This window comes from Algibacter miyuki (assembly GCF_030409805.1).
In the GTDB taxonomy this organism is placed as follows: Bacteria; Bacteroidota; Bacteroidia; order Flavobacteriales; family Flavobacteriaceae; genus Algibacter; species Algibacter miyuki.
The window spans coordinates 1202190-1226107 of the sequence record NZ_JAUFQP010000013.1 but is presented as its reverse complement, the minus strand read 5'-3'; the positions used below and the strand labels follow the sequence as shown (position 1 = coordinate 1226107).

General features: G+C 35.0%; 20 protein-coding genes. 11 read left to right on the top strand and 9 right to left on the bottom strand.

Annotated features, from left to right (window positions below; translation table 11 throughout):
• Positions 1-184: 184 nt before the first annotated feature.
• The 3 genes from panB (at position 185) to QWY92_RS17125 (ending at position 3193) form a co-directional block, all read left to right on the top strand.
• A complete protein-coding gene (gene panB / locus QWY92_RS17135; protein WP_290273538.1) occupies positions 185-1003 on the top strand; it encodes a 3-methyl-2-oxobutanoate hydroxymethyltransferase in 819 nt (272 codons plus the stop codon).
• 72 nt (positions 1004-1075) lie between these two features.
• Entirely contained in the window at positions 1076-1774 is a 699-nt protein-coding gene (locus tag QWY92_RS17130; protein ID WP_290273536.1) for an RluA family pseudouridine synthase, read from the top strand.
• A gap of 39 nt (positions 1775-1813) precedes the next feature.
• Positions 1814-3193: an aldehyde dehydrogenase gene (locus tag QWY92_RS17125; RefSeq protein ID WP_290273533.1), complete on the top strand. Its 1380-nt coding sequence runs from the start codon at positions 1814-1816 to the stop codon at positions 3191-3193.
• Between the two features lie 6 nt (positions 3194-3199).
• Here the strand turns inward: QWY92_RS17125 and QWY92_RS17120 are convergent, their stop codons facing one another.
• The 4 genes from QWY92_RS17120 to QWY92_RS17105 all read right to left on the bottom strand — a co-directional run bounded on the left by QWY92_RS17120 (position 3200) and on the right by QWY92_RS17105 (position 5785).
• Positions 3200-4000, bottom strand: a complete 801-nt coding sequence (locus QWY92_RS17120) for a sensor histidine kinase (protein ID WP_290273530.1) — start codon at positions 3998-4000, stop codon at positions 3200-3202.
• The gene (locus QWY92_RS17115) at positions 3976-4680 is read right to left on the bottom strand and encodes a hypothetical protein (protein WP_290273528.1); all 705 of its coding nucleotides are present in this window, start codon (positions 4678-4680) and stop codon (positions 3976-3978) included. Before QWY92_RS17115 ends, QWY92_RS17120 begins: the two co-directional genes overlap by 25 nt.
• 8 nt (positions 4681-4688) lie before the next feature.
• On the bottom strand, positions 4689-5204 hold the full coding sequence (locus QWY92_RS17110; RefSeq protein ID WP_290273526.1) for a hypothetical protein: 516 nt from the start codon (positions 5202-5204) through the stop codon (positions 4689-4691).
• A gap of 122 nt (positions 5205-5326) precedes the next feature.
• Positions 5327-5785 (bottom strand): Lrp/AsnC family transcriptional regulator, encoded by a 459-nt coding sequence (locus QWY92_RS17105; RefSeq protein ID WP_290273525.1) that lies wholly within the window; start codon positions 5783-5785, stop codon positions 5327-5329.
• Positions 5786-5944: 159 nt separating this feature from the next.
• Between QWY92_RS17105 and QWY92_RS17100 the strand changes: the two genes are divergently transcribed.
• Positions 5945-7144, top strand: a complete 1200-nt coding sequence (locus QWY92_RS17100) for an aminotransferase class I/II-fold pyridoxal phosphate-dependent enzyme (RefSeq protein WP_290273524.1) — start codon at positions 5945-5947, stop codon at positions 7142-7144.
• Positions 7145-7261: 117 nt separating this feature from the next.
• Here the strand turns inward: QWY92_RS17100 and QWY92_RS17095 are convergent, their stop codons facing one another.
• Positions 7262-7903: a protein-L-isoaspartate(D-aspartate) O-methyltransferase gene (locus QWY92_RS17095; protein ID WP_290273521.1), complete on the bottom strand. Its 642-nt coding sequence runs from the start codon at positions 7901-7903 to the stop codon at positions 7262-7264.
• A 157-nt stretch (positions 7904-8060) separates the two neighbouring features.
• Here QWY92_RS17095 and QWY92_RS17090 point away from each other — a divergent pair, with 157 nt between their 5' ends.
• From QWY92_RS17090 to miaA, 7 genes are all read left to right on the top strand, one after another.
• Positions 8061-9020: a Gfo/Idh/MocA family protein gene (locus QWY92_RS17090; protein WP_290273518.1), complete on the top strand. Its 960-nt coding sequence runs from the start codon at positions 8061-8063 to the stop codon at positions 9018-9020.
• Between the two features lie 57 nt (positions 9021-9077).
• Positions 9078-9965: a 3-hydroxyacyl-CoA dehydrogenase family protein gene (locus QWY92_RS17085; RefSeq protein ID WP_290273516.1), complete on the top strand. Its 888-nt coding sequence runs from the start codon at positions 9078-9080 to the stop codon at positions 9963-9965.
• A gap of 105 nt (positions 9966-10070) precedes the next feature.
• Positions 10071-10733: a YggS family pyridoxal phosphate-dependent enzyme gene (locus QWY92_RS17080; RefSeq protein WP_290273514.1), complete on the top strand. Its 663-nt coding sequence runs from the start codon at positions 10071-10073 to the stop codon at positions 10731-10733.
• A 138-nt stretch (positions 10734-10871) separates the two neighbouring features.
• Positions 10872-12236, top strand: a complete 1365-nt coding sequence (locus tag QWY92_RS17075; protein WP_290273513.1) for an exonuclease domain-containing protein — start codon at positions 10872-10874, stop codon at positions 12234-12236.
• 2 nt (positions 12237-12238) lie between these two features.
• On the top strand, positions 12239-14203 hold the full coding sequence (locus QWY92_RS17070; protein WP_290273511.1) for a DUF3858 domain-containing protein: 1965 nt from the start codon (positions 12239-12241) through the stop codon (positions 14201-14203).
• 108 nt (positions 14204-14311) lie between these two features.
• Complete coding sequence (locus QWY92_RS17065) at positions 14312-15139, top strand: ion transporter (RefSeq protein WP_290273509.1); 828 nt, start codon at positions 14312-14314, stop codon at positions 15137-15139.
• Positions 15140-15338: 199 nt separating this feature from the next.
• The gene (gene miaA / locus QWY92_RS17060) at positions 15339-16277 is read left to right on the top strand and encodes a tRNA (adenosine(37)-N6)-dimethylallyltransferase MiaA (RefSeq protein ID WP_290273507.1); all 939 of its coding nucleotides are present in this window, start codon (positions 15339-15341) and stop codon (positions 16275-16277) included.
• Positions 16278-16334: 57 nt separating this feature from the next.
• On the opposite strand, the gene QWY92_RS17055 is transcribed toward miaA, so the two are convergent.
• From QWY92_RS17055 to ychF, 4 genes are all read right to left on the bottom strand, one after another.
• Positions 16335-18944, bottom strand: coding sequence for a DNA gyrase/topoisomerase IV subunit A (locus QWY92_RS17055; RefSeq protein WP_290273504.1), 2610 nt, complete (start codon positions 18942-18944; stop codon positions 16335-16337).
• Between the two features lie 285 nt (positions 18945-19229).
• Entirely contained in the window at positions 19230-21083 is a 1854-nt protein-coding gene (locus tag QWY92_RS17050; RefSeq protein ID WP_290273501.1) for a DNA topoisomerase IV subunit B, read from the bottom strand.
• Positions 21084-21358: 275 nt separating this feature from the next.
• Positions 21359-22264, bottom strand: a complete 906-nt coding sequence (locus tag QWY92_RS17045) for a DMT family transporter (protein ID WP_290273499.1) — start codon at positions 22262-22264, stop codon at positions 21359-21361.
• Positions 22265-22667: 403 nt separating this feature from the next.
• Complete coding sequence (gene ychF / locus QWY92_RS17040; protein ID WP_290273496.1) at positions 22668-23762, bottom strand: redox-regulated ATPase YchF; 1095 nt, start codon at positions 23760-23762, stop codon at positions 22668-22670.
• Between the last annotated feature and the right edge of the window lie 156 nt (positions 23763-23918).

Here is a 23918-nt window from a genome sequence, read left to right as displayed (position 1 = left end):
CTGTAGCCAAAAGCAGAATACCTTCTTCTTAATTTTAGTATTTTTACAAACTGCCAAATAGCAAAATCTTTTATTCAGAATGAAAGGATAGTAATATACCGCAGACAAAAAATAGAAGTTGAAAAACTAAAATCTTTCAACAACGAAAAATCAACCTATACAAACTAATAAAACATACAATATAATGTCTACAGCTAAAAAAGAATATAAACGCGTTACCGTAAAATCTCTAATCGACATGAAAGCTCATGGCGAAAAAATATCGATGCTAACCGCTTACGACTATACCATGGCAAAAATTGTTGATGGCGCTGGTGTAGATGTGATTTTAGTTGGCGACTCGGCAAGTAACGTTATGGCAGGACACGAAACCACTCTTCCTATTACATTAGATCAAATGATTTACCATGCGTCGTCTGTAATTCGCGCCGTATATCGTGCTTTAGTTGTAGTAGATTTACCTTTCGGAAGTTACCAAAGTGACCCAAAAGAAGCTTTGCGTTCGGCTATTAGAATCATGAAAGAAAGCGGTGCACACTCTGTAAAACTAGAAGGCGGTCGCGAAATTAAAGAATCTATAAAACGAATTTTAAATGCAGGTATTCCCGTGATGGGCCATTTAGGTTTAACACCGCAATCTATCTATAAATTCGGAACTTACACCGTTCGAGCTAAAGAAGAACAAGAAGCTGAAGATTTAATTGAAGATGCTAAAATGCTAGAAAAAGTAGGCTGTTTTGCTATTGTTTTAGAAAAAATACCTGCCGCTTTAGCAAAACAAGTAGCCGAAAGCGTAACCATTCCTGTTATTGGAATCGGAGCGGGAAATGGTGTAGACGGACAAGTTTTGGTATTACACGATATGATTGGGATGACTCACGAATTCAACCCTAGATTTTTACGTCGCTATTTAAATTTATTTGAAGACATGACAAATGCTATTTCTCAATATGTTGACGATGTGAAATCGGAAGATTTCCCAAACGAAAGCGAACAATACTAAATGATTAACTTCATTTAACCAGCATCTAAAAACAATAAACACCATATTTAAACACGCGTTTTTTTTTTATAAATGTCTGAAAAAATAATTTCAAATAAAAACAATCTACAGGTCCTTTTCGAAGACAACCATATTATTGTAGTAAACAAACGCGCGGGCGATATTGTACAAGGAGACAAAACGGGCGACACCCCATTAAGCGATGTGGTTAAGGCTTACATTGCTGAAAAATACAATAAACCCGGAAACGTTTACTTAGGAGTAGTACACAGGTTAGACCGCCCAACTACAGGCATTATTGTGTTTTCAAAAACCAGTAAAGCGCTACCCCGTTTAAACAAACTTTTCGCAGACAAAGAAGCAAAAAAAACCTATTGGGCTGTGGTAAAAAACGCACCTCCAAAAACGGAAGACACATTAAAACATTGGCTTAAAAAGAACCCGAAAAACAATAAATCTTACGCACATGCAAAAGAAGTAAAAGACAGCAAGCATGCTATTCTTCATTATAAAAAGATTAAAACATTAGATCGTTATATTTTACTTGAAGTTAATCTAGAAACGGGGCGCCACCATCAAATACGCTCACAATTATCAACTATTGGGTGCCATATAAAAGGCGATTTAAAATACGGTTTTGATCGAAGTAATAAAGATGCCAGCATACATTTACATGCTCGGCATTTAAGTTTTATTCATCCTGTAAGAAAAGAACCTATAAATATTACAGCACCGCCGCCCAAAGACCCGATTTGGGATGCCTGCTTATAAAAAAAACATCACGCTTTAATTTTTACTAAAAATGAGATAATGAAAACTATTCCTGAAATAATCGCTAACCAGAAATTATTTTTTAAAACTGAAAAAGCAAAATCTGTAGATTATCGAATAGCGCTTTTAAAATCTCTAAAGCAAGAATTAATAAAAAACGAGCAAGCCGTTTACGATGCACTTTACCAAGATTTTAAAAAATCGGAATTCGAAGCTTTTATTAGTGAATTCAGTATGGTGATGTCGCAGCTTAATTTAGCCATTAAAAACCTAAAAAAATGGGCAAAACCAAAACGCGTTAGTAACAGTTTACTCCTATTTCCGGCACAAAGTTACATTTACAAAGAACCTTACGGCAGTGTTTTAATTATCGCACCATGGAATTATCCTTTCATTCTTGCTATCGAACCGTTGATTATGGCTATTTCAGCAGGAAACACCGTGGTTGTAAAACCTAGCGAATTAACACCCAATACATCTAATCTAATCACTAATATTATAAAGCAAGTCTTCCCTGAAGATGTCGCTATTTCAATTGAAGGTGGCATTGAAACTTCTACAGAATTATTAAACCAACGTTGGGACCATATTTTCTTTACCGGAAGTGTTGTTGTTGGCAAAATTGTAGCACAAGCCGCCGCTAAACATTTAACACCAGTAACTCTAGAACTTGGAGGAAAATCACCTTGTATAATTGACGACAGTATTAACCTGAAAATCGTTGCAAAACGTGTCGTTTGGGGAAAATTTTTAAACGCGGGACAAACCTGCATTGCTGCAGATTATATTTTAGTAAAATCGAATGTAAAACAACCTTTAATCGAAGCTTTAATAACTGAAATAAAAGAAGCTTATGGTGAGAACATAAAATCTTCAGCAGACTTTCCGAGGATTATAAATATAAAAAACACCAAACGGTTAGCTAACATGTTACAAAATGAAACCTTAAGTTTTGGTGGTGAAGTTGACGAGGATACTTGCTACATCTCTCCAACCATTATTGATGAGCCTGAATTGGATAGCGCGGTGATGCAAGAAGAAATTTTCGGACCCATACTGCCCATTCTTACTTATAACAACGAAGACGATATTGATGCTATTATCTCAAATTACGAAAAACCACTTTCATTTTATGTTTTTTCAAAAGATAAAAAATTCACAAAACGCTTAGTCTCGAAATTTAGTTTTGGCGGAGGTGTCATTAACGATTTGCTTGTTCATTTTGGAAACCACAAGCTACCTTTTGGCGGTGTTGGTCATAGCGGTATAGGGAGTTATCATGGTCGATTTAGCTTCGATACATTTTCGCACCACAAAGCTATTGTTAACAGAAAAACTTGGATAGATCCACCTGTACGCTACGCACCATATACCGGTAAACTGAAATTAGTTAAATTCTTTTTTAAATACTTCAACTAGCAAGCGCTAATCGAAAGCATAATCTACCGTTAAAGTCACACCTTTATTAAGTTCAGATTTAATATCTAACTGCGCAGCAATTAACGCTGCCCGACTTTTCATATTAATAAGACCCGAACCCTGACTTACACTTTCTAAATCAAATCCCTTACCATCATCTTTGGCAATAATTCTTAATTTTTTCGATGTATATTCTAAAATCACATGTAGATTTTCGGCTTCGGAATATTTCACGGTATTCGACAAAAACTCTTGAAGAATTCTAAATAGAATAATTTCATGCTTCCGGTTTTCAAACTCAATTTTATCACCAATCACCTTCAATTCCGCAGAAGCGAACTTCATTTTATTAAGTCGGTTTAATTCATTTGAAATCGATTTTTCAAAACCAATATTCAACACCACTTCATTATTTAAAGTTTTAGAAAGCGCTCGAACTTCCGATAAGCTTTCCCTTAAGGCTTCCGAAGTATCTTTAAATTTTTCACGAACATCGTCATCTACCTGCATTTTCAAAATACTTAATTGCATACTCGCAAAGGCCAGCAATTGCCCGACATTATCATGCAATTCCCAACCTATATTTTTAAGAGTCTGTTCCTGAGTTTCGGTTTGCGCCTGAGCAATTTCAGACTCAAAAGCTTGTTGTTGCCTAAGGTTTTCTTCTAAAAGTTTATTTTTACGTTTTAAAAACACCACAAAAAAGATGACCACTAAAGCCGTTACAATTACCAAAACAGCAATCATATATATTATTAAATAACGCTCTGAGGCGGTTGTAGCTAATTTTTCTCCGGTTTGCACCATATTAAAGCAAAAGTAAAGGTTGAATACATGGTAATATTAGCAATTAAATAAATTTGCCATTTTAAAAAGATAAAATTCCAATCTTTATTACTCATGTATATATCATAAAAAACTAAAGGTGTAATAATGAGCCACCAAATAAAAACAGCGAAACTAATATAAAAGTTTAACGACTTATAAAAGGTTAATATCTTATCACTTTGCAACACTTCTATAAAGTAAAAAATCGTAGATATTAACACAGTAATAGCGCCAAAAACACCTATAGAAGGGAAAAAAGTAACAAAATAAGCATCCCAATGTAAAGCAATATAACTAACCGAAAAGAGAACAAAACTAATCCCGACAGCTTTAATTATAGTCTTAAAAATGGGCGTTTTTAAAATTTTATTAAAATAAAAAGTAAAAAACACGATAGCTCCAATTTTCCAGAACAACGTAGACCACCAATAATTTTTTCGAAACACCGTATCTTCCAAAAAGCTTAAAGGACCATCATTCCTAATATAACGCGTATAACCCGCCAAGAAATCACAAACAGCCAAATACACCAAAAAGTATATAAAATACTTTGCATTTGTATGTTTATACTTCTTAAAAAGGATTAAACCTGTTACAGCCGCCATATTTTCTAAAAAATACGAAATGGTATTTTTATAAGCGAACAAAAATTCTTCCATACTCGCGGCTATTGAGGGTAACCATCTTCACCCCCAGCAGCATCATTTAAAGGATCTATTGGAAGAACGATATCTCCATCATCACCAAGAACATCACCTTTTAAGCTTTTAACCCCCGCTGTGTTTTTATGTCCGGTAGGCGCTATAAACAGTGTGTTTCTGTTTTTGTTACTCCCCTTACTTTTTCCGCCGTAATTACCTAAATAAACACGTAAACCAGTCATAGTATATCCTATAATTTCTGATTCTTTTTTTGCGAAATACAGATAGTCTTCTATATTTTTTAAAGTCCAAGCGCCAGATCTCATCTGTTTTCTAGAACCTTCAACCTCAATAGTCGAATCTATTTCTGTTTCATTATATTTTTCCCAGTTAGTACTTAAATTTTCAGCTTCTATAATCGTAATAGTTCCTGTTGGATTTTCAACACCTTCATTGGCATCGGTTACTACTCTTGGACAAAAATAATACGTTATTACCGCACCGATAATAAGCCCTAAAAAAAGAGGAATTAGTTTTTTCATGTTAAAATATATGATTGGTTAGTTATTATCTCGCAAATTAATAAAAAGATTTCACGCAAATACCATTATTACCGTCAAATAACAAAAACACGAAATTCTATAAAAAAAAATCAACAAAAATCTTAAAGTTTTACCACCGTAGTATGCTTCATTTCATTGATTACAAACATACTCTGCGTGCTTCCTATGTAATTAATATTAGTCAGTTTTTCTACTAAAAATGCTCTGAATGCCACCATATCCTTAACAACTACTTTTAAAAGATAGTCATACTCACCACTAACATGATAGCACTCCAAAACTTCGTTTAATTCCGCAACCTGCTTTTCAAAACTCACCACATAATCCTGACTATGTTGCACCAGTTTTATATGACAAAACACCACGAAGTTTCGCTCAATCTTCTCCTTATTAACCAAAGCGATATAACTTTCTATAAACCCTCCTTTTTCTAGTTTTTTAATCCGCTCATAAACAGCCGTTACCGATAAATTTAATTTATTAGAAAGCGCTTTATTGGTTTGTTTACAATCGGTTTGCAGGTATTCTAGCAGTTTTTTATCTGTATTATCAAAAATCATATTAGAAAATTTTTCGTTTAAATATCTTACAAATTACAATTTACCATTTTTAAAACTAATAATTAACTATAAAATAGATTTATAAACTATAAATAAGATACTCCATTGTTTTTAAAACTAATAAAACTGAACTTTGTAAAAACACTCAATATAACATCTATGACATTTAAACCCGCAAACCACATACAGGATTTACAATATTTTGGTGAATTCGGAGGCGTAAACCCTTCTATTTCCGACTCATCAACTTACACTTTTTTATCAGCAAAAACCATGTTTGACACCTTTGAAGGTAATGCAGATGGCTGCTATTTATACACAAGACATTCCTCCCCTTCTAACTTATATTTAGGCGAAGCTTTAGCCGCGATGGAAGGCACCGAAACAGCCAACGTTACTGCGTCTGGTATGGGAGCAATTACTGCGGTTTTACTACAACTCTGCGGAAACAACGACCATATTGTATCTAGCAGAACCATTTACGGTGGCACTTATGCGTTTCTGAAGAATTTCACACCTCGATTTAATATTAAAACGAGCTTTGTCGATATCACAAACTTAGCCGCTGTTGAAGCATCTATTACTAAAAACACTAAGGTTCTATATTGTGAAGCCGTTAGCAATCCGCTTTTAGAAGTAGCCGATATTAAAAGCTTAGCAGCACTTGCCAAAAAACACAATTTAAAACTAGTGGTTGACAATACCTTTTCACCGCTTTCTATTTCGCCCGCCATTTTAGGTGTTGATGTCGTAATACACAGTTTAACAAAATTTATAAATGGCTCTAGCGATACTGTTGGTGGCGTGGTTTGCGGCACACAAGAATTTATAAACGATTTACGAAATGTAAACACTGGAGCAGCTATGCTTTTAGGCGCTACAATGGATAGCTTGCGAGCGGCTTCTATTTTGAAAAACCTAAGAACTTTACATATAAGAATGCAGCAACACAGTAAAAACGCACTTTATTTAGCTGAAAAATTTCAGGCTATCGGACTTAAAACGGTCTATCCTGGATTAAGTTCGCACCCATCACATCAAGCTTACAAAAACATGATGAATGAAGATTATGGTTTTGGAGGTTTACTTACTGTAGATGCCGGTTCTGCCGAAAAAGCAAATGCTTTAATGGAATTAATGCAACATAAAAACTTAGGCTATTTAGCCGTAAGTCTTGGTTTTTACAAAACACTCTTTAGCGCGCCAAGCAGTTCTACATCCTCCGAAATACCTGTAGACGAACAAAAAGAAATGGGACTAACCGACGGTTTAATACGTTTTTCAATAGGTTTAGATAGCGATATCGAACGTAGTTTTGAAACGATGAAAGCCTGTATGATGGAAGTTGGAATATTATAAGTGAGACACTAAAAGAACTTTAATAATTAACAATATAGCTGGAATGTTATTTTTTTTCTTACAGAATTCTCAAAAGCTTTTTTGAATCTTAATAAAACTTTCAAAAAAGCTTTTTTCCTAATTCTTATCTTCCAATAACGGTACAAAACGAAATTCACCAAGTTCCTCTTTTTCAAATTCCTTTGGACCTTTTCTAACAAAAAGTGTCATAATTTGTACATCATCACCTACTGGAATCACAAGCCTGCCTCCTATTTTCAACTGACTTAATAAAGGTCTCGGTACAAAAGGCGCTCCAGCCGTTACAATAATACTATCAAAAGGCGCTTCGGCTTTCAAGCCAATATAACCATCTCCAAAAATGAGTTTTTTAGGTCTATACCCCAATTTAGGTAAAAACTTACTGGTTTTTTTAAAGAGTTCATTTTGGCGCTCTATACTGTATACTTTAGCACCCAATTCGCACAGCACAGCGGTTTGATAACCACTACCTGTACCAATTTCCAACACCTTGTGTCCTGGCTTAATTTGCATTAATTCACTCTGAAAAGCCACGGTATAAGGTTGCGAAATGGTTTGATCGGCACCAATTGGAAACGCTTTATCTTGGTATGCATGATTTAAAAATCCGGAATCCATAAACAAATGGCGTGGAATTTTACCAACAGCCGCCAAAACACCTGTGTGCGTTATGCCTTTGTTTTTTAACACATTAACCAATTGCTGTCTTAATCCGTGATGTCTAAAAGTGTCTTTCAATGCGTGCGAAGTTTTACAGGGTTAAAATTAGTCAAAGATTTCAAAGGGTAAAACTATTTTTGAAGATTTTATTTTTAACAAGAATCCAATAAAATTTTAAGCCCAAAGAAGCACATTGAAGTTCTAAATATGTTATTTTTGTTAAAAACCTATAATTATGCTAAACGCTGGAGTACTTGGTGCTGGACATCTTGGAAAAATTCATTTAAGACTTCTTAATCAATCAGAAAAATATAATCTTGTCGGGTTTTATGATGCCGATGAAGCTAACGGAAAACGTGTAGAAGCCGAGTTTGGCTACAAGTTTTTCAGCTCAATAGACGACCTTATAGACGCTGTAGATATGGTGGATATTGTAACGCCAACACTATCGCATTACGATTGCGCCAAGCAAGCTATAGCAAAAGGAAAGCATGTTTTTATTGAAAAGCCAATTACCAATACCGTTGAAGAAGCGGAACACATTAGAACACTTTTAGCTGAACATAATTTACGCGGACAAGTAGGTCATGTAGAACGCTTTAATCCCGCTTATTTAGCCGTTAAAGACGAGATAAAATCACCCATGTTTATTGAAACGCATCGTTTGGCAGAATTTAACCCACGAGGCACCGATGTTCCTGTGGTATTAGATTTAATGATACACGATATCGATATTATTTTAAGCATTGTAAAATCTAAAGTAAAGCACATTTCAGCAAGTGGTGTTTCAGTAATTAGTGATACGCCCGATATTGCAAATGCACGTTTAGAGTTTGAAAATGGCTGCGTTGCCAACTTAACAGCGAGTCGTATTTCACTTAAAAAAATGCGTAAAGCCCGCTTCTTTCAAAAGGACGCTTATATTTCGGTAGATTTTCTAGAAAAGAAATGTGAAGTAGTTAAAATGAAGGATGCTCCTGAAAATCCTGGCGATTTCGATATGGTTTTACAAAATGCAGAAGGCGTAAAAAAGCAAATCTATTTTGATAGTCCAAAAGTTGCCGATAATAATTCTATTTTAGATGAATTAAACACGTTTGCCGACGCCATAAACACCAACACAACACCTGTAGTTACCTTACACGACGGTACAGAAGCGCTACGTGTGGCTAACAGAATTATTGACTGCTTTTAATTTAAAAACGGCTTAATACCTTTCCGCTTTAGCGAAAACTAAAAACTGATTCTTTTTATGAAAAACATTGCAGTAATTGGCGCAGGAACTATGGGTAATGGTATTGCGCATAGCTTTGCACAAAGCGGATTTACAGTGAATTTAATAGACATTAGCGATGCTGCTTTAAAACGTGGTTTAAATACGATTTCGAAGAATTTAGACCGTATGGTTGCTAAAGAAAAAATTTCAGAAACGGATAAGACCAATACTTTATCAAATATCAGCACCTTTACTTCTATTCCTGAAGGTGTAAAAAATAGCGACCTAGTTATTGAAGCTGCCACTGAAAACCTGAGCTTAAAGCTAAAAATTTTTAAACAGTTAGATGAAGCTACTTCCAAAAACACCATTTTAGCCACCAATACGTCTTCTATTTCTATTACTGAAATTGCAGCAGTAACTTCTAAACCCGATTTGGTTATTGGCATGCACTTCATGAATCCAGTGCCTATTATGACTTTAGTTGAAATAATCCGCGGTTACAATACCAGCGACGAAACCACTAAAACCATTATGAATCTGTCGGAAACTTTAGGCAAAACCCCCGTAGAAGTTAACGATTACCCTGGCTTTGTGGCTAACCGTATTTTAATACCCATGTTAAACGAATCTATAGAAACACTATACAACGGTGTTGCTGGCGTTACTGAAATTGACACCGTTATGAAACTCGGCATGGCACACCCTATGGGGCCATTACAGCTGGCTGATTTTATTGGCTTAGATGTTTGTTTATCCATATTAAACGTGATGTATAACGGTTTTAAAAACCCCAAATACGCGCCGTGCCCATTATTAGTAAATATGGTTAACGCAGGAAAATTAGGTATTAAATCCGGTGAAGGTTTTTATGATTATTCGGAAAACAGAAAGGCAGAGACTGTTTCTAAGCAATTTTCTTAAAGGAATAATCAAACTCAATCTGTTTTACTTTGAACAAATAAAATGAAGCATCGGTTTCCAAACTAAGCGATACAAAAAATTAAAAGAAATTATTAAAAACGCAGCATGAGTATTAGCAACAACCTTAAACAAATAAAAGCAACACTCCCCGACCACGTTACTCTTGTAGCGGTTTCAAAAACCAAACCTATCCCGGATTTAATGGAAGCCTACGAAAACGGACAGCGTATTTTTGGAGAGAATAAAATCCAAGATATGGCCGATAAATTTGAAGCCATGCCAAAAGATATTCAATGGCATATGATCGGGCATGTACAGCGCAATAAAGTAAAATACATGGCGTCTTTTGTAGCTTTAATTCATGGTGTTGACAACTACAAACTACTAGAAGAAATAAACAAACAAGGCGAAAAACACAATAGAACAATCAATTGTTTGCTTCAAATAAAAATAGCTTCGGAAGATTCAAAATTTGGCATGTCGCCTACTTTAGCTTCTGAAATTCTTCAATCTCAAGATTTTTCAACCTTAAAAAACATTCAAATTACTGGTGTTATGGGCATGGCGAGTTTTACTGAAGATGAGCAGCAAGTGGAAACTGAATTCAAGCTTTTAAAATCTACTTTTGATAATTTAAAAGAATTAAACACCAATAAATCAGTGTTTAACACTATTTCCATGGGAATGAGTGGCGATTATAAATTAGCAATTCAATCAGGAAGCACAATGGTTCGCGTTGGAAGTAGTATATTTGGTACTAGAAGTTAGCACTTTAAATCGAAAAAACAAGCCGTTCACAACCAGTCTGTTTTTAGTTTATAAAAAGAACATTGCTAACCCTAAGTACAGTAAAAAATCAACAAAAATAACCTTTAAGCGTTATTTATTAACTTATAATTCAACCCTTTGTACGCAATAGTAGACATTGAAACCACTGGTGGAAAATTTAACGAAGAAGGCATAACTGAAATTGCCATTTACAAATTCGATGGCCACGAGGTTGTCGATCAATTTATAAGCCTTGTAAACCCAGAACGCGAAATTCAACCTTTTGTAGTCAACCTAACCGGCATAAACAGTAAAATGCTAACGCATGCACCAAAGTTTTACGAAGTTGCTAAACGTATCATAGAAATTACCGAAGATTGTATTCTAGTGGCTCATAATGCACAATTTGATTATCGAATTTTAGGTACAGAATTTAGACGCTTAGGCTACGACTACAAACGAAAAACACTTTGTACGGTAGAATTATCTAAAGATTTAATCCCAGACCAAGCCTCTTATAGTTTAGGCAAGCTAGTACGCTCGCTTGGCATCCCGGTTACGGACAGGCACCGTGCTTCTGGCGATGCTTTGGCTACGGTAAAACTGTTTAAACTTTTACTCGCTAAAGACACGAGTAAAACTATTATTCAGAAATCTATTAAGCTAGGTGCAAAAAACAAATTGGACTCCAAATTTTTAAATATTTTAGATGGATTACCATCCATTACAGGAGTTTACTATATCCACAACGCCGAAGGTGATATTATTTATATCGGTAAAAGCAATAACATTAAAAAACGCCTAAATCAACATTTCACGGCTACCAATTCTAAATCTAAAAAGATACAGAAATTAGTAAGCGCTGTAACTTACGAAGCTACAGGTAGCGAACTTGTTGCACTTCTTAAAGAAAGTGAAGAAATAAAACGCAATAAACCGCTTTTCAACAAAGCTTTACGTCGATCTAAATTTACTCACGCTTTATATTCTTTTATAGATGAAAACAAATACATTAATTTAAAAATTGATGTGGCCGACGGACGTAAAAAAAACATTACCACATTCGCAAATATTCAAAGCGGAAAGAGTTTTATCATGAACGCTGTGGAAGAGTTTAATCTCTGCCAAAAACTCAGTGGCATCTACAAAACAAAAACAAGTTGTTTTAGCTACGATGTTAAAAATTGTGAAGGTGCTTGCATTCAAAAAGAAGCGCCAGAATTGTACAATAAACGTGTAAATGCTTTAATTGAAAAAAACAGTTGCAACAATAAAAACATGGTTATTATTGATAGAGGTCGCGAAGTTGATGAACGTAGCGCTGTTTTAATAGAAAACGGTGTTTTTAAAGGACTTGGATTTGTTAATCTAAACTATCAAATTAACAATATTGATGTATTAGAATCCATTATCACTCCCATGGAAAACAATAGAGATGCCCAGCATATTATTAAAAATTACATCCGCAAAAACAAACGTCTAAAAATAATCAACTTCGACTAAAAATGAAGCTTAATATCGTTCTCTTTCTTTTATTCTTAAGTCCTATTTGCTTTGCTCAAGAATCATACAACTCAGAAACGTTTGATGTTAAATTAGAAGATATTCGAGCTAGAGGTTTCAGTAAGGATTCTTCAGCAAATGCCATCGTTATTTACGAGCAAGGTAGCAGTTATGTAGATCCAAACGATTATGATTTACGTACCGAAATAAAACGTAAAATCAAACTAATAAATAAAGAAGGTTTTGATAACGCAAACATCACCATATATCTTTATAAATCTAAAGACAGTTGGGAAAAAGTAGAAAACATTAAAGCAAGCACACACAACGAGATTGCTGGCAAAATAGTTAAATCACAAATTCTTCAAAAAGATATTTTTACCGAAGATTACGACGCGCATTACACATTAACAAAATTCACCCTACCAAACCTTAAAGAAGGCTCTGTAATCACTTACAGCTACACCATTATTTCTCCGTTCATGTTTAAATATCACGGTTGGAATTTCCAAAGCCATATCCCTAAAATTTACAGTGAGTACAAAGAAAACATTCCAGGAAACTGGTTATACAATGTTAAGCTTGTAGGCGAACAAAAACTAGCAAATCATACATCGGAAATCAAGAAAAAATGCCTCGAAATGGGCAATGGCGCTTCGGCTGACTGTGGCATTAACATTTACGCCATGCGCGATATTCCTGCTTTTATTGAGGAAGATTACATGACTACTAAAAACAATTATTTAGCTCGGCTAGAATATGAGTTAAAAACCTTTAGAGGCATGGACGGCACTATTAAGGATTACACCAAAACATGGAAAGACGTTGACAAAGAATTTAAAACCGAAAAGGAAATTGGACGCCAACTCAGAAAGTCGGTGAATTTAGAAGACTTACTTCCACCCGAAATCATCAACGAAACCAACGCCTTAAAAAAAGCCCAAGCCATATACACATACATTCAAAACAATTATACATGGAATGGCGATTATAGAATATTTACAGATGCATCCATAAAAGACCTCATTAAAACCCATTCCGGGAACGTCTCTTCTATAAATATCTTACTCCATAACGTTTTAAAAGAAGCCAAATTCGATGCAAAACCGGTTCTAATTTCTACTAGAAATAACGGATTCCCAACCACTATTTACCCTGTAATCTCAGATTTCAACTACCTTATAACGCAGGTTATTATAAATGGAGAAACTTATTTTTTAGATGCCACCGATCGGTTTTTAAGTTTTGGCGGTATTCCTTTTAGATGTTTAAATGGTCAAGGACGTCTTTTAGACTTTAAAAATGGGAGCCAATGGATTGATATCACTCCAAAAACATCAACATCCATACAGTATGCCGCAGACCTAACCTTAAACAACGACACCTCTATATCTGGCACTATTAAAAGTCGAAACACAGGATACAAAGCCATTAACAGTAAGAAAAACTACTATCCAAACCCAAATAGTTACATCGATAAATTAGAAAACCAATACCCTAATCTAGAAATAGAAAACCACAGTATTTTAAGCGAAGGTAAAACTAGCGAAGACTTCATAGAAAGCTACAACGTTAAACTTGAATTCGACAACCCTGAAGCTAAAAACCTTTACCTAAACCCTTTTATTTCGAAGTTTTTTACCACCAACCCTTTCAAGCTACAAGAGCGCTCCTATCCTATTGATTTTGGTTATTCAGCAACCTATTTCTATAGTTTTAAACTTAATTTCGACAATACAAAATTTCAGATACTCGAAAATCCCGAAAGCAAAACCCTCGCCATACCAAACAACAAAGGCTTACTTATATTTTCCTCACAAACCTTTGACAATCATATTCAGCTTTTCATCAGAATTAATCTCTCCGAAAGCCTTTATCCTGAAGAATATTACCCGTATTTAAAAGAATTCATGAACAGCGTGGTCCACATTCAAAATAACTCCCTTTTCTTAATACAGAGAAAATAAACAAAAATCATTAGTTTTACCCCAACAAAACCGTTACTTTTAATAGTTAAAACAGAACTAACAGCTCCTTATACCACGTTTTAGCTTTGTAAAACGTTATAATAATACATGAATACACCAAATAAAAAGCATTGGAAAGCCCGTCTTCACGAAATTATTTATGAAGCCGACACACGCGAAGGCAAACTTTTCGATGTCATTCTGCTCGTTGTAATCATTGCCAGTATCATACTCGTAATGCTCGAAAGCGTAAAAACAATAGACAGCCGGTTCCATAAAATAATTGACATTTGCGAATGGATTGTTACCATTCTATTCACCATCGAATACGTGGCCCGCATCATCACCGTAAAAAAACCGCTACATTACATCACTAGTTTTTACGGCATTATCGATTTACTATCCACCATTCCAAAATATTTATCACTCATATTTGCAGGCACACATGCCCTAGTAGCCCTACGCGCCTTACGTTTACTTCGAGTTTTCAGGATTTTAAAACTCGCGCGTTTCATGGGCGCATCCAATAATTTAATGAGTGCCATTAGAGCCAGTCGCGCCAAAATATCGGTATTCCTCTTTGCAGTAATCATCATATCTATAATTTTGGGTACCATTATGTACTTGGTCGAAGGTGAAGATAATGGTTTTACCAACATCCCAAAAAGTGTTTATTGGTGTATTGTAACCCTAACAACTGTAGGTTATGGCGACATCGCACCACAAACTCCAGTAGGGCAATTCATCGCCTCCATCGTTATGATTATTGGTTATGGCATCATTGCTGTTCCCACAGGTATTGTCACCTCCGAACTCACCAAAGCATCCGAACAAAAAACACCTACCAATACGCAAGCTTGCCGCAATTGCGCCGCCGAAGGCCATAAAAATAATGCAGAATTCTGTTACAACTGTGGCCAAACACTAAACCCTTAATATCATTTGGGCGTTACCTTTCAGGTCAGGCTTTCCGTTACAAGTCCGCGCACTTCCTACGTCAGGCTGTGGGCTTTCCTCTACAATGCTTAACGCGTGTATCCGCTAGCATCGGGTATATTTAAAAGTGCATTTTAAATCTAAGAGCTTAAAAAAGAGAAGCCATTCACAACACAAAACTCCATACTTTTCTATATTTTTGTCATTCATTAAAACAACAACCATCAGCACAACACCAAAATATTTAATTTCCATAGTTGGCCCAACAGCCATCGGAAAAACAGCATTAAGCATAAAACTAGCACAGTATTTCAAAACCGAAATAATCTCAGCCGATTCTCGACAGTTTTTTAAAGAAATGCAAATTGGTACAGCAGCACCTTCCGAAGATGAACTTGATGGCGCTAAACACCATTTTATTCACAACAAATCTATAGAAGAAAATTACAACGTGGGGACTTTCGAAAAAGAAGCCATCACTTGTTTAAATACACTTTATAAAAACCACAATGTTGTTATTATGGTTGGTGGTTCTGGACTATATAGTGATGCCGTAACTAATGGTTTAGATCACTTCCCTGAAGTTGAACCATCTATTCGGGAAGCGCTTAATAAATCACTACAAGATAATGGTTTAGAGCATTTAAAAACCCAACTAAAAGAATTAGATAACACATCTTACAACACCATTGCAATAGACAATCCGCATCGTGTTATTCGCGCCTTAGAAATCTGTATTGGTACTGGAAAACCATATGCTTCATTTTTAAATAAAGAAAAAAATAAACGCAATTTTAAAACTATAACTATTGGTTTAACTGCGGACCGCGAACTTATTTACGACCGCATAAATCAACGTGTAGATATTATGGTAAATTCAGGTTTAATTGAAGAAGTAAAAACCTTAGTACCTTACAAAAACCTGAATGCATTAAACACTGTCGGATACAAAGAAATATTTAATTATTTAGACCAAACATGGACTTTAGAATTTGCCATTTCAGAAATCAAGAAAAACACCCGACGTTTCGCAAAACGCCAACTCACTTGGTTTAAAAAGAAAGAAGGCACGCTTTGGTTCGATTACAAAAGTGATTTAGAGCCTATAATTGATTCAATTAAGGAAAAAATGGTTTAAATTTTTAACAAACTTCTAAGCCTCCTTTAAAATCAATACAAAACTATAGACTATATTTTACTCAAAAAGCGTTGTTTGCGATTTATCATCATCGTCTCCTTTACCAGGAATAGGGTTTTCTTCATTATCAACCATATCATCAACAGAAGCATTATCTTCCGACTCATATGGTAAGGGGTCCAATAAATTAACCTGATTTACCTTATCACGGGTTAACTGATTTCCTAAAGCGCTAATACCTTTAATAGAAATAAATTCTTCCAAATTAATTTCTACATTATCTTTTCGATCCTTTCCGCGTTCCTTAGCAAATACAATCTCTGCCATAGGTTTCCAATCGGTAGAGATGATTTCTAACTGCGAATTTGGATGGTCTGAAATAAAAGTTTCTTCACGACCTCCTTGTTCAATTAAAAAACGTTTCACGTAATACATTTCCTTTTCGCCATTAAAATAAACGGCTGAAATTGGTTTTTTAGGCACCCACTTTTCCATAACAATCATATCGTCATCAAAATGCATAGTAACCTCTGGCGTAACCGTTTTAATTGTTCCCGATTGATTGATAACCAGCAACATATCTTCACCTTTAAACTCTCCAATCAATTCGCCACGACCATCAACGTTTAAACGCTGTACAGTATCATCGAACCAAATTTTTCGAGGTTTTAGTGTAGAAACACCTTTTTCTTTTAATTCAACCCGCTTAATAGGATATTTAGTCACTAAATTCCCTTTAGAAGCACGGCCTTTAATTAAAATATCAGCAAAATCGATATCCCATTTCAGTTTCTTAATACTTCCCGCTTGACGCAATAAAATGGACACCACTTCGGCTTCTCCATTCGGGTTAGCAGAAAAATATAAGCCCGTAGACCCTTTTGTTCCATTTGTTAAATCGTATTCTTTATCACGTGTTATGGACGTTACAGCAAAACGCTTAATATAAGACGGTCCTGTTTTTCCGTCACGATAAATAAAATTATAAATGGTTCGTTTATCTTTCTTTTTAAATACGGCAACATGTACAATACCTTTACCTATAAAAGTTTTTGTATCTACTTTTGTAACCATCATAACACCAGACTTGGTAAACACGATTATATCATCAATATCCGAACAATCGCCAACATATTCATCACGTCTTAGTGAAGTTCCAATAAAACCTTCTTCCCTATTCACATAGAGTTTTGTGTTTCGGATAACCACTTTTGTAGCATCGACATCATCAAAAGTTCTAATTTCCGTTTTACGCTCACGTCCTTCACCATACTCCTTTTTAAGGCGCGTAAAGTAAGCAATTGCATAATCTATAAGATGTGCTAAGTGGTGTTTTATTTCTGCTATTTGATCTTCTAAAGCATCAATTTTCTGTTGCGCTTTATCAATATCAAATTTAGAAATACGTTTAATTCGTATTTCGGTTAAACGCACAATATCCTCTTCGGTTACAGCGCGTTTTAAGTGTTTTATATGTGGCTGAAGTCCTTTGTCAATAGCGCTAATTACGCCAGGCCAAGTTTCTTCCTCTTCAATATCCCGATAAATTCTATTTTCAATAAAAATACGCTCTAAAGATGCGAAATGCCATTGTTCTTCAAACTCGCCTAAACGAATTTCTAATTCTTGTTTTAAGAGATCTACCGTATTATCGGTACTTCTTCTAAGCATTTCAGTAACACCAACAAAAAGTGGCTTATTATCTTCAATAACGCAACCCAATGGCGAAATTGACGATTCACAACTAGTAAAAGCATACAAGGCGTCAATCGTTTTATCTGGCGATAAACCAGATGGTAAATGGACTAAAATCTCAACTTCCGCCGCTGTATTATCTTCAATTTTTTTAACCTTAATTTTCCCCTTATCATTCGCCTTTAAAATAGAATCTATTAAAGTTGATGTTGTGGTTCCAAAAGGTAATTCTGTAATTACTAAAGTGGCTTTATCAAGCTGAGAAATACGGGCGCGAACACGTACTTTCCCACCACGAAGACCATCGTTATAATTGGAAAAATCGGCTATTCCAGCTGTTGGAAAATCGGGTAAAATTGTAAAACGCTTACCCTGTAAATGCTTAATCGACGCATCGATTAACTCAATAAAATTGTGAGGTAATATTTTTGTTGAAAGCCCTACCGCAATACCCTCACCGCCTTGCGCTAACAATAACGGGAACATTACAGGTAAATTTATAGGTTCTTTTCGACGACCATCATAACTGGCCTGCCATTCGGTAATTTTAGGATTAAAAACAACATCTAAACCAAACTTAGAAATACGCGCTTCAATATAACGCGAAGCTGCCGCACGATCGCCTGTTAAAATATTACCCCAGTTTCCTTGAGTATCAATCAACAAATCTTTTTGCCCAATTTGCACCATAGCATCAGCGATACTAGCATCACCGTGTGGGTGATACTGCATGGTATGCCCTACAATGTTCGCTACTTTGTTGTAACGCCCATCGTCTAAGTCTTTCATAGAGTGCATAATTCTACGTTGCACGGGTTTAAAACCGTCCTCAATAGCTGGTACAGCACGCTCTAAAATTACATAGGATGCGTAATCTAAAAACCAATCTTTGTACATTCCCGTAACACGGGTAATGGTTTCTTGGGGTTCTTCTGGGTTATTAATTAAATCGTCGTTTTGGTCTTCAGTCATTAAACACTATTACTATTTTGGTTTACCGCTAAGGGTAACACGTCCAATTTTTCTGCGTTTTTTAGCTTTACTTGTCACATCGTGAGTGTATAAGTAATCGTAGGAACGCTTTTTTACTTTGTTCTTTTCTGTTGAGTATAACATTTTATAAAGTTTTTATGGCTTCGTTAATTAGTTTGTTACTAAAACTTAGCGGTTTATGATTAATTTCAATATTTATAGTGCAAAATTAGTAAATATTTAAATTTAATCATATAAAATTCTTTATTTGATAATACAAAAATGTTATTCGTCTATATAATCAAGTTCAACTTTTAAATTATCGATAATAAATTCCTGTCTTGTAGGCGTATTTTTTCCCATATAGAAGGATAATAAATCTTCAATAGACATGTTATCATCCAACATAATAGGATCTAAACGAATGTTATCGCCAATAAAATGTTTAAACTCATCTGGTGAAATTTCACCTAAACCTTTAAATCGGGTTATTTCCGGTTTTGGTTTTAATTTTTCAAGAGCCGCTCGTCGTTCTTCTTCCGAATAACAATAAATGGTTTCTTTTTTATTTCGAACCCGGAATAATGGGGTTTGTAAAATATATAAATGCCCTTCTTTGATAACTTCAGGGAAAAATTGTAAAAAAAACGTTATTAACAACAAGCGAATATGCATACCATCGACATCGGCATCCGTTGCAATAACCACATTATTATATCTTAAATCTTCTAAGGTTTCTTCTATATTTAAAGCGGCCTGAAGCAAGTTAAACTCTTCGTTTTCGTAAACTATTTTTTTGGTTAAACCATAGCAGTTCAAAGGTTTTCCTTTTAAACTAAATACAGCTTGCGTATTTACATCTCGCGATTTTGTGATACTTCCTGATGCCGAATCTCCCTCGGTTATAAACAAGGTACTTTCGAGGTTACGTTCATTCTTTATATCGCCAAAATGAACACGACAGTCGCGTAATTTTTTATTATGAAGACTGGCTTTTTTAGCGCGGTCTTTAGCTAATTTACGAATACCCGACAACTCTTTTCTTTCACGTTCAGCTTGCAGAATTTTACGTTGAATTTTCTCCGCTGTATCTGTATTTTTATGTAAATAGTTATCTAAATATTTCTTTAAAAAATCGTTGATATATGTACGAACGGTTGGTAAATTACCCCCCATATCGGTAGATCCTAATTTGGTTTTCGTCTGACTTTCGAAAACAGGCTCCATAACCTTAATTGCGATGGCAGAGACAACGGATTTACGAATATCTGAAGCGTCGTAATTTTTACCGTAGAACTCACGAATGGTTTTTACTAAAGCTTCGCGAAAGGCTGTTAAATGTGTTCCTCCTTGCGTGGTGTTTTGTCCGTTAACAAAACTATTATATTCTTCGCTATACTGCGTTTTACTGTGTGTAAGCGCCACTTCGATATCATCGCCACGAAGATGAATAATAGGATATAGTAAATCCGATTCGTTTATTTTTTCAGCTAATAAGTCTTTTAATCCGTTTTCACTAAAATATTTTTCACCATTAAAAACAATGGTTAAACCTGGATTTAAATAGACATAATTCTTTAGCATTTTAACGATATACTCGTTACGATACTTGTATTTTTTAAAGATGATTTCATCAGGCACGAAGGATACTTTCGTTCCTTTACGGCGCGATGTTTCTTCTAAAAACTCTTCGTTTGTTAAGTTTCCTTGAGAAAATTCCGCGGAAGCGCTCTTGTTATCACGGGTAGATTCTACTCTAAAAAACGATGACAATGCATTAACAGCCTTGGTTCCTACTCCATTTAAACCTACGGATTTTTTAAAGGCTTTGGAATCGTATTTTCCACCGGTATTCATTTTAGAAACCACATCGACCACTTTACCTAAAGGAATACCACGACCATAATCGCGTACCGTTATTTTAGCACCTTGTATCGAGATTTCGATGTTTCTCCCGGCGCCCATAACAAACTCATCAATGGAGTTATCTAAAACTTCTTTAAGAAGAATATAAACACCATCATCTGCCGAGCTCCCGTCACCAAGCTTACCAATGTACATACCGGGACGCATACGAATGTGCTCTTTCCAGTCTAGGGAACGTATATTGTCTTCGGTATAGTTAGATTGTTCTGCCATTAAGATATTGAGGTTTAGTAGTAAACGCTTTTTTTATTTTGAACATAATATCATGTCGTTTCTGGTTACGGTATAAAAATAGCTCCCAAAAACGCATCATTATATTTGGATGCAATTTCCAACAAAAAAAGTTATAAAAAGCTAAGATAACATAACTAAACAAAAAATAAAATAGCACGCAAACAAAATAATTAACAATTATAGAAAATTGTAAACTGTGAGCCGTATGAATTTAGATTTTTGGTTTAATTGTAAGTAACCAAGAAACCGCCTAACTACTTGTTTTTAGAACTTTTTACAGACATAAACACAATACCAAAAATAACGATAAGCGCACCGAAAAGCTGTAAAAACGTTAAAAACTCTCCTAAAAATATAGATGCTAAAATAATGGTTGATATAGGACCAATACCAGCAACAATAGCAAAATTTGAAGAACTTATCATCTTTATTGAAAGTGATACTAAAAACGATGGAATTACGGTTGCAAAAACAGCGATTAATAGTCCGAGAACATATACTTCCCAAGTGAAATTAAACAAATCCATTTCGCCAATAAAACCATAATGCACAAAAACGCAAAAACAGGATATTAGCATAGCGTAAGTTGTGAATTTAACCACACCAAACTTAGGAATTAACCAACCGCTACCTACCAAATACGACGCATAGGTTATGGCACTCAATAATATAAAGAAACCGCCCAAATATGCGCTAACACCTGTTATATTAACTTCTGCTGAAAAAGCTAGAATAATTCCTAAATATGTTAAACCAATAGCTATAGCTTGTGTTTTTGAAATGGGTTGCTTTAAAAATATACGATTTAGAAGAATAACAATAGTTGGGTATAAAAACAAAATAATTCGCTCTAAACTGGCTTTGATATAAGTTAGTCCTACAAAATCGAAATAACTTGCTAAATAATACCCCACGAAGCCGAAGAAAAACAACCAAATATAATCGGTGTTTTTAATGGCTATTTCAGTGTTTTTGTTACGATATAAAATGGCGATAACAACATAAAAAGGAAATGAAAATAGCATGCGCAAAAGCAAAATACTAATAGCATCGACGTCGTAATTATAAGCCAATTTCACCATCACTGCTTTTGAAGAAAAGAGGACAATTCCTAAAACACCAATTGCGATGCCCGACCAAAAGTTTTTTGTTGTTTGCATAGCACGAATTTAGAGTTCTTTTATTGAAGAAAATGTAAAATTTTAAATAATTACGATGCTCAAAATGCATTTTTATCAGTAAATCAAACAAAACAGATATAAAAACGTGATGGTTTTTAAGAATAATGATTCTCTATGTTTTATAAAAGATTAATATTTAATGTGTTATAAATGTTTAATTTATAGATGTGGTTCGCGTTAGGGATTGCAGCGGATAGCCCACAGCCTGACGCAGGAAGTGCGAGGACTTGCAGCGGAAAGCCCGACCCTTGTGGTAACGCCCAAAAAACAACTGCTATGTTACTTCTATTGTTAGAAACTAGAGAAAAAGAGCATTTAAAGCAAAAAAAAGCTTCATCTCTAGATTTAGAAATGAAGCTTTTAAAGCGTTTATATTTTGAGTTTATACGTTGAATAAGAAGTGCATAACATCGCCATCTTTTACGATGTAGTTTTTACCTTCAACACGCATTTTACCTGCTTCTTTTACTTTTGCTTCGCTACCATAGCTTGAAAAATCTTCGTAACCGATAACTTCGGCACGAATGAATCCTTTTTCAAAATCGGTATGAATAACACCCGCAGCTTGTGGCGCCGTTGCTCCTATATCTATTGTCCAAGCACGAACTTCTTTCACACCTGCTGTAAAGTAAGTTTGTTGGTTTAATAATTTGTAAGCCGAACGAATTAATTTAGCTGCTCCGGCTTCTTCTAAACCGATATCTGCTAAAAACATTTGGCGTTCTTCGTAATCGTCTAATTCATTAATATCAGCCTCTGTACCTACTGCTAACACTAAAACTTCGGCGTTTTCATCTTTTACAGCTTCGCGAACTTGTTCTACATAAGCGTTACCAGAAACCGCTGCACCTTCGTCTACATTACAAACATACATCACAGGCTTATCGGTGATAAATTGTGATGGTTTTACGAATTCAATATCATCTTCTTCAGAAAATTCTAAAGCACGAACTGAAACACCTGCTTCTAAGGCTGCTTTTATTTTTAATAAAACAGCTTCTTCTTTTTGAGCATCTTTATTACCTGTTTTAGCAGCACGTTTTACTTTATCAAGCTTTTTATCAACCGTTTCTAAATCTTTTAGTTGAAGCTCCATATCGATAGTTTCCTTATCACGAATAGGGTTTACATTACCATCAACGTGAATAATATTATCGTTATCAAAACAACGCAATACATGAAGAATAGCGTCGGTTTCACGAATATTAGCTAAAAATTGGTTTCCTAAACCTTCACCTTTACTCGCGCCTTTTACTAAACCAGCAATATCAACAATTTCAACAGTTGCCGGCTGCACACGCTCTGGGTTAACTAATTCTTCTAACTTCTCTAAACGTGGATCTGGTACATTTACCACCCCAATATTTGGTTCAATTGTACAAAACGGAAAGTTTGCACTTTGCGCCTTTGCGTTAGATAAACAATTAAATAAAGTCGATTTGCCTACGTTTGGTAATCCTACGATGCCTGCTTTCATTGAAATATATCTTTTTTATGCCCACAAAAGTGGGAACTCTAATTTGCGAGTGCAAATATAGTTTTTATAAACAGGATTTCTGCATTTATTTTTAAACTGTGGTTATAAAAAATAATACCGTAAATACGCACTATTCTTGCATATACGTCGATGATT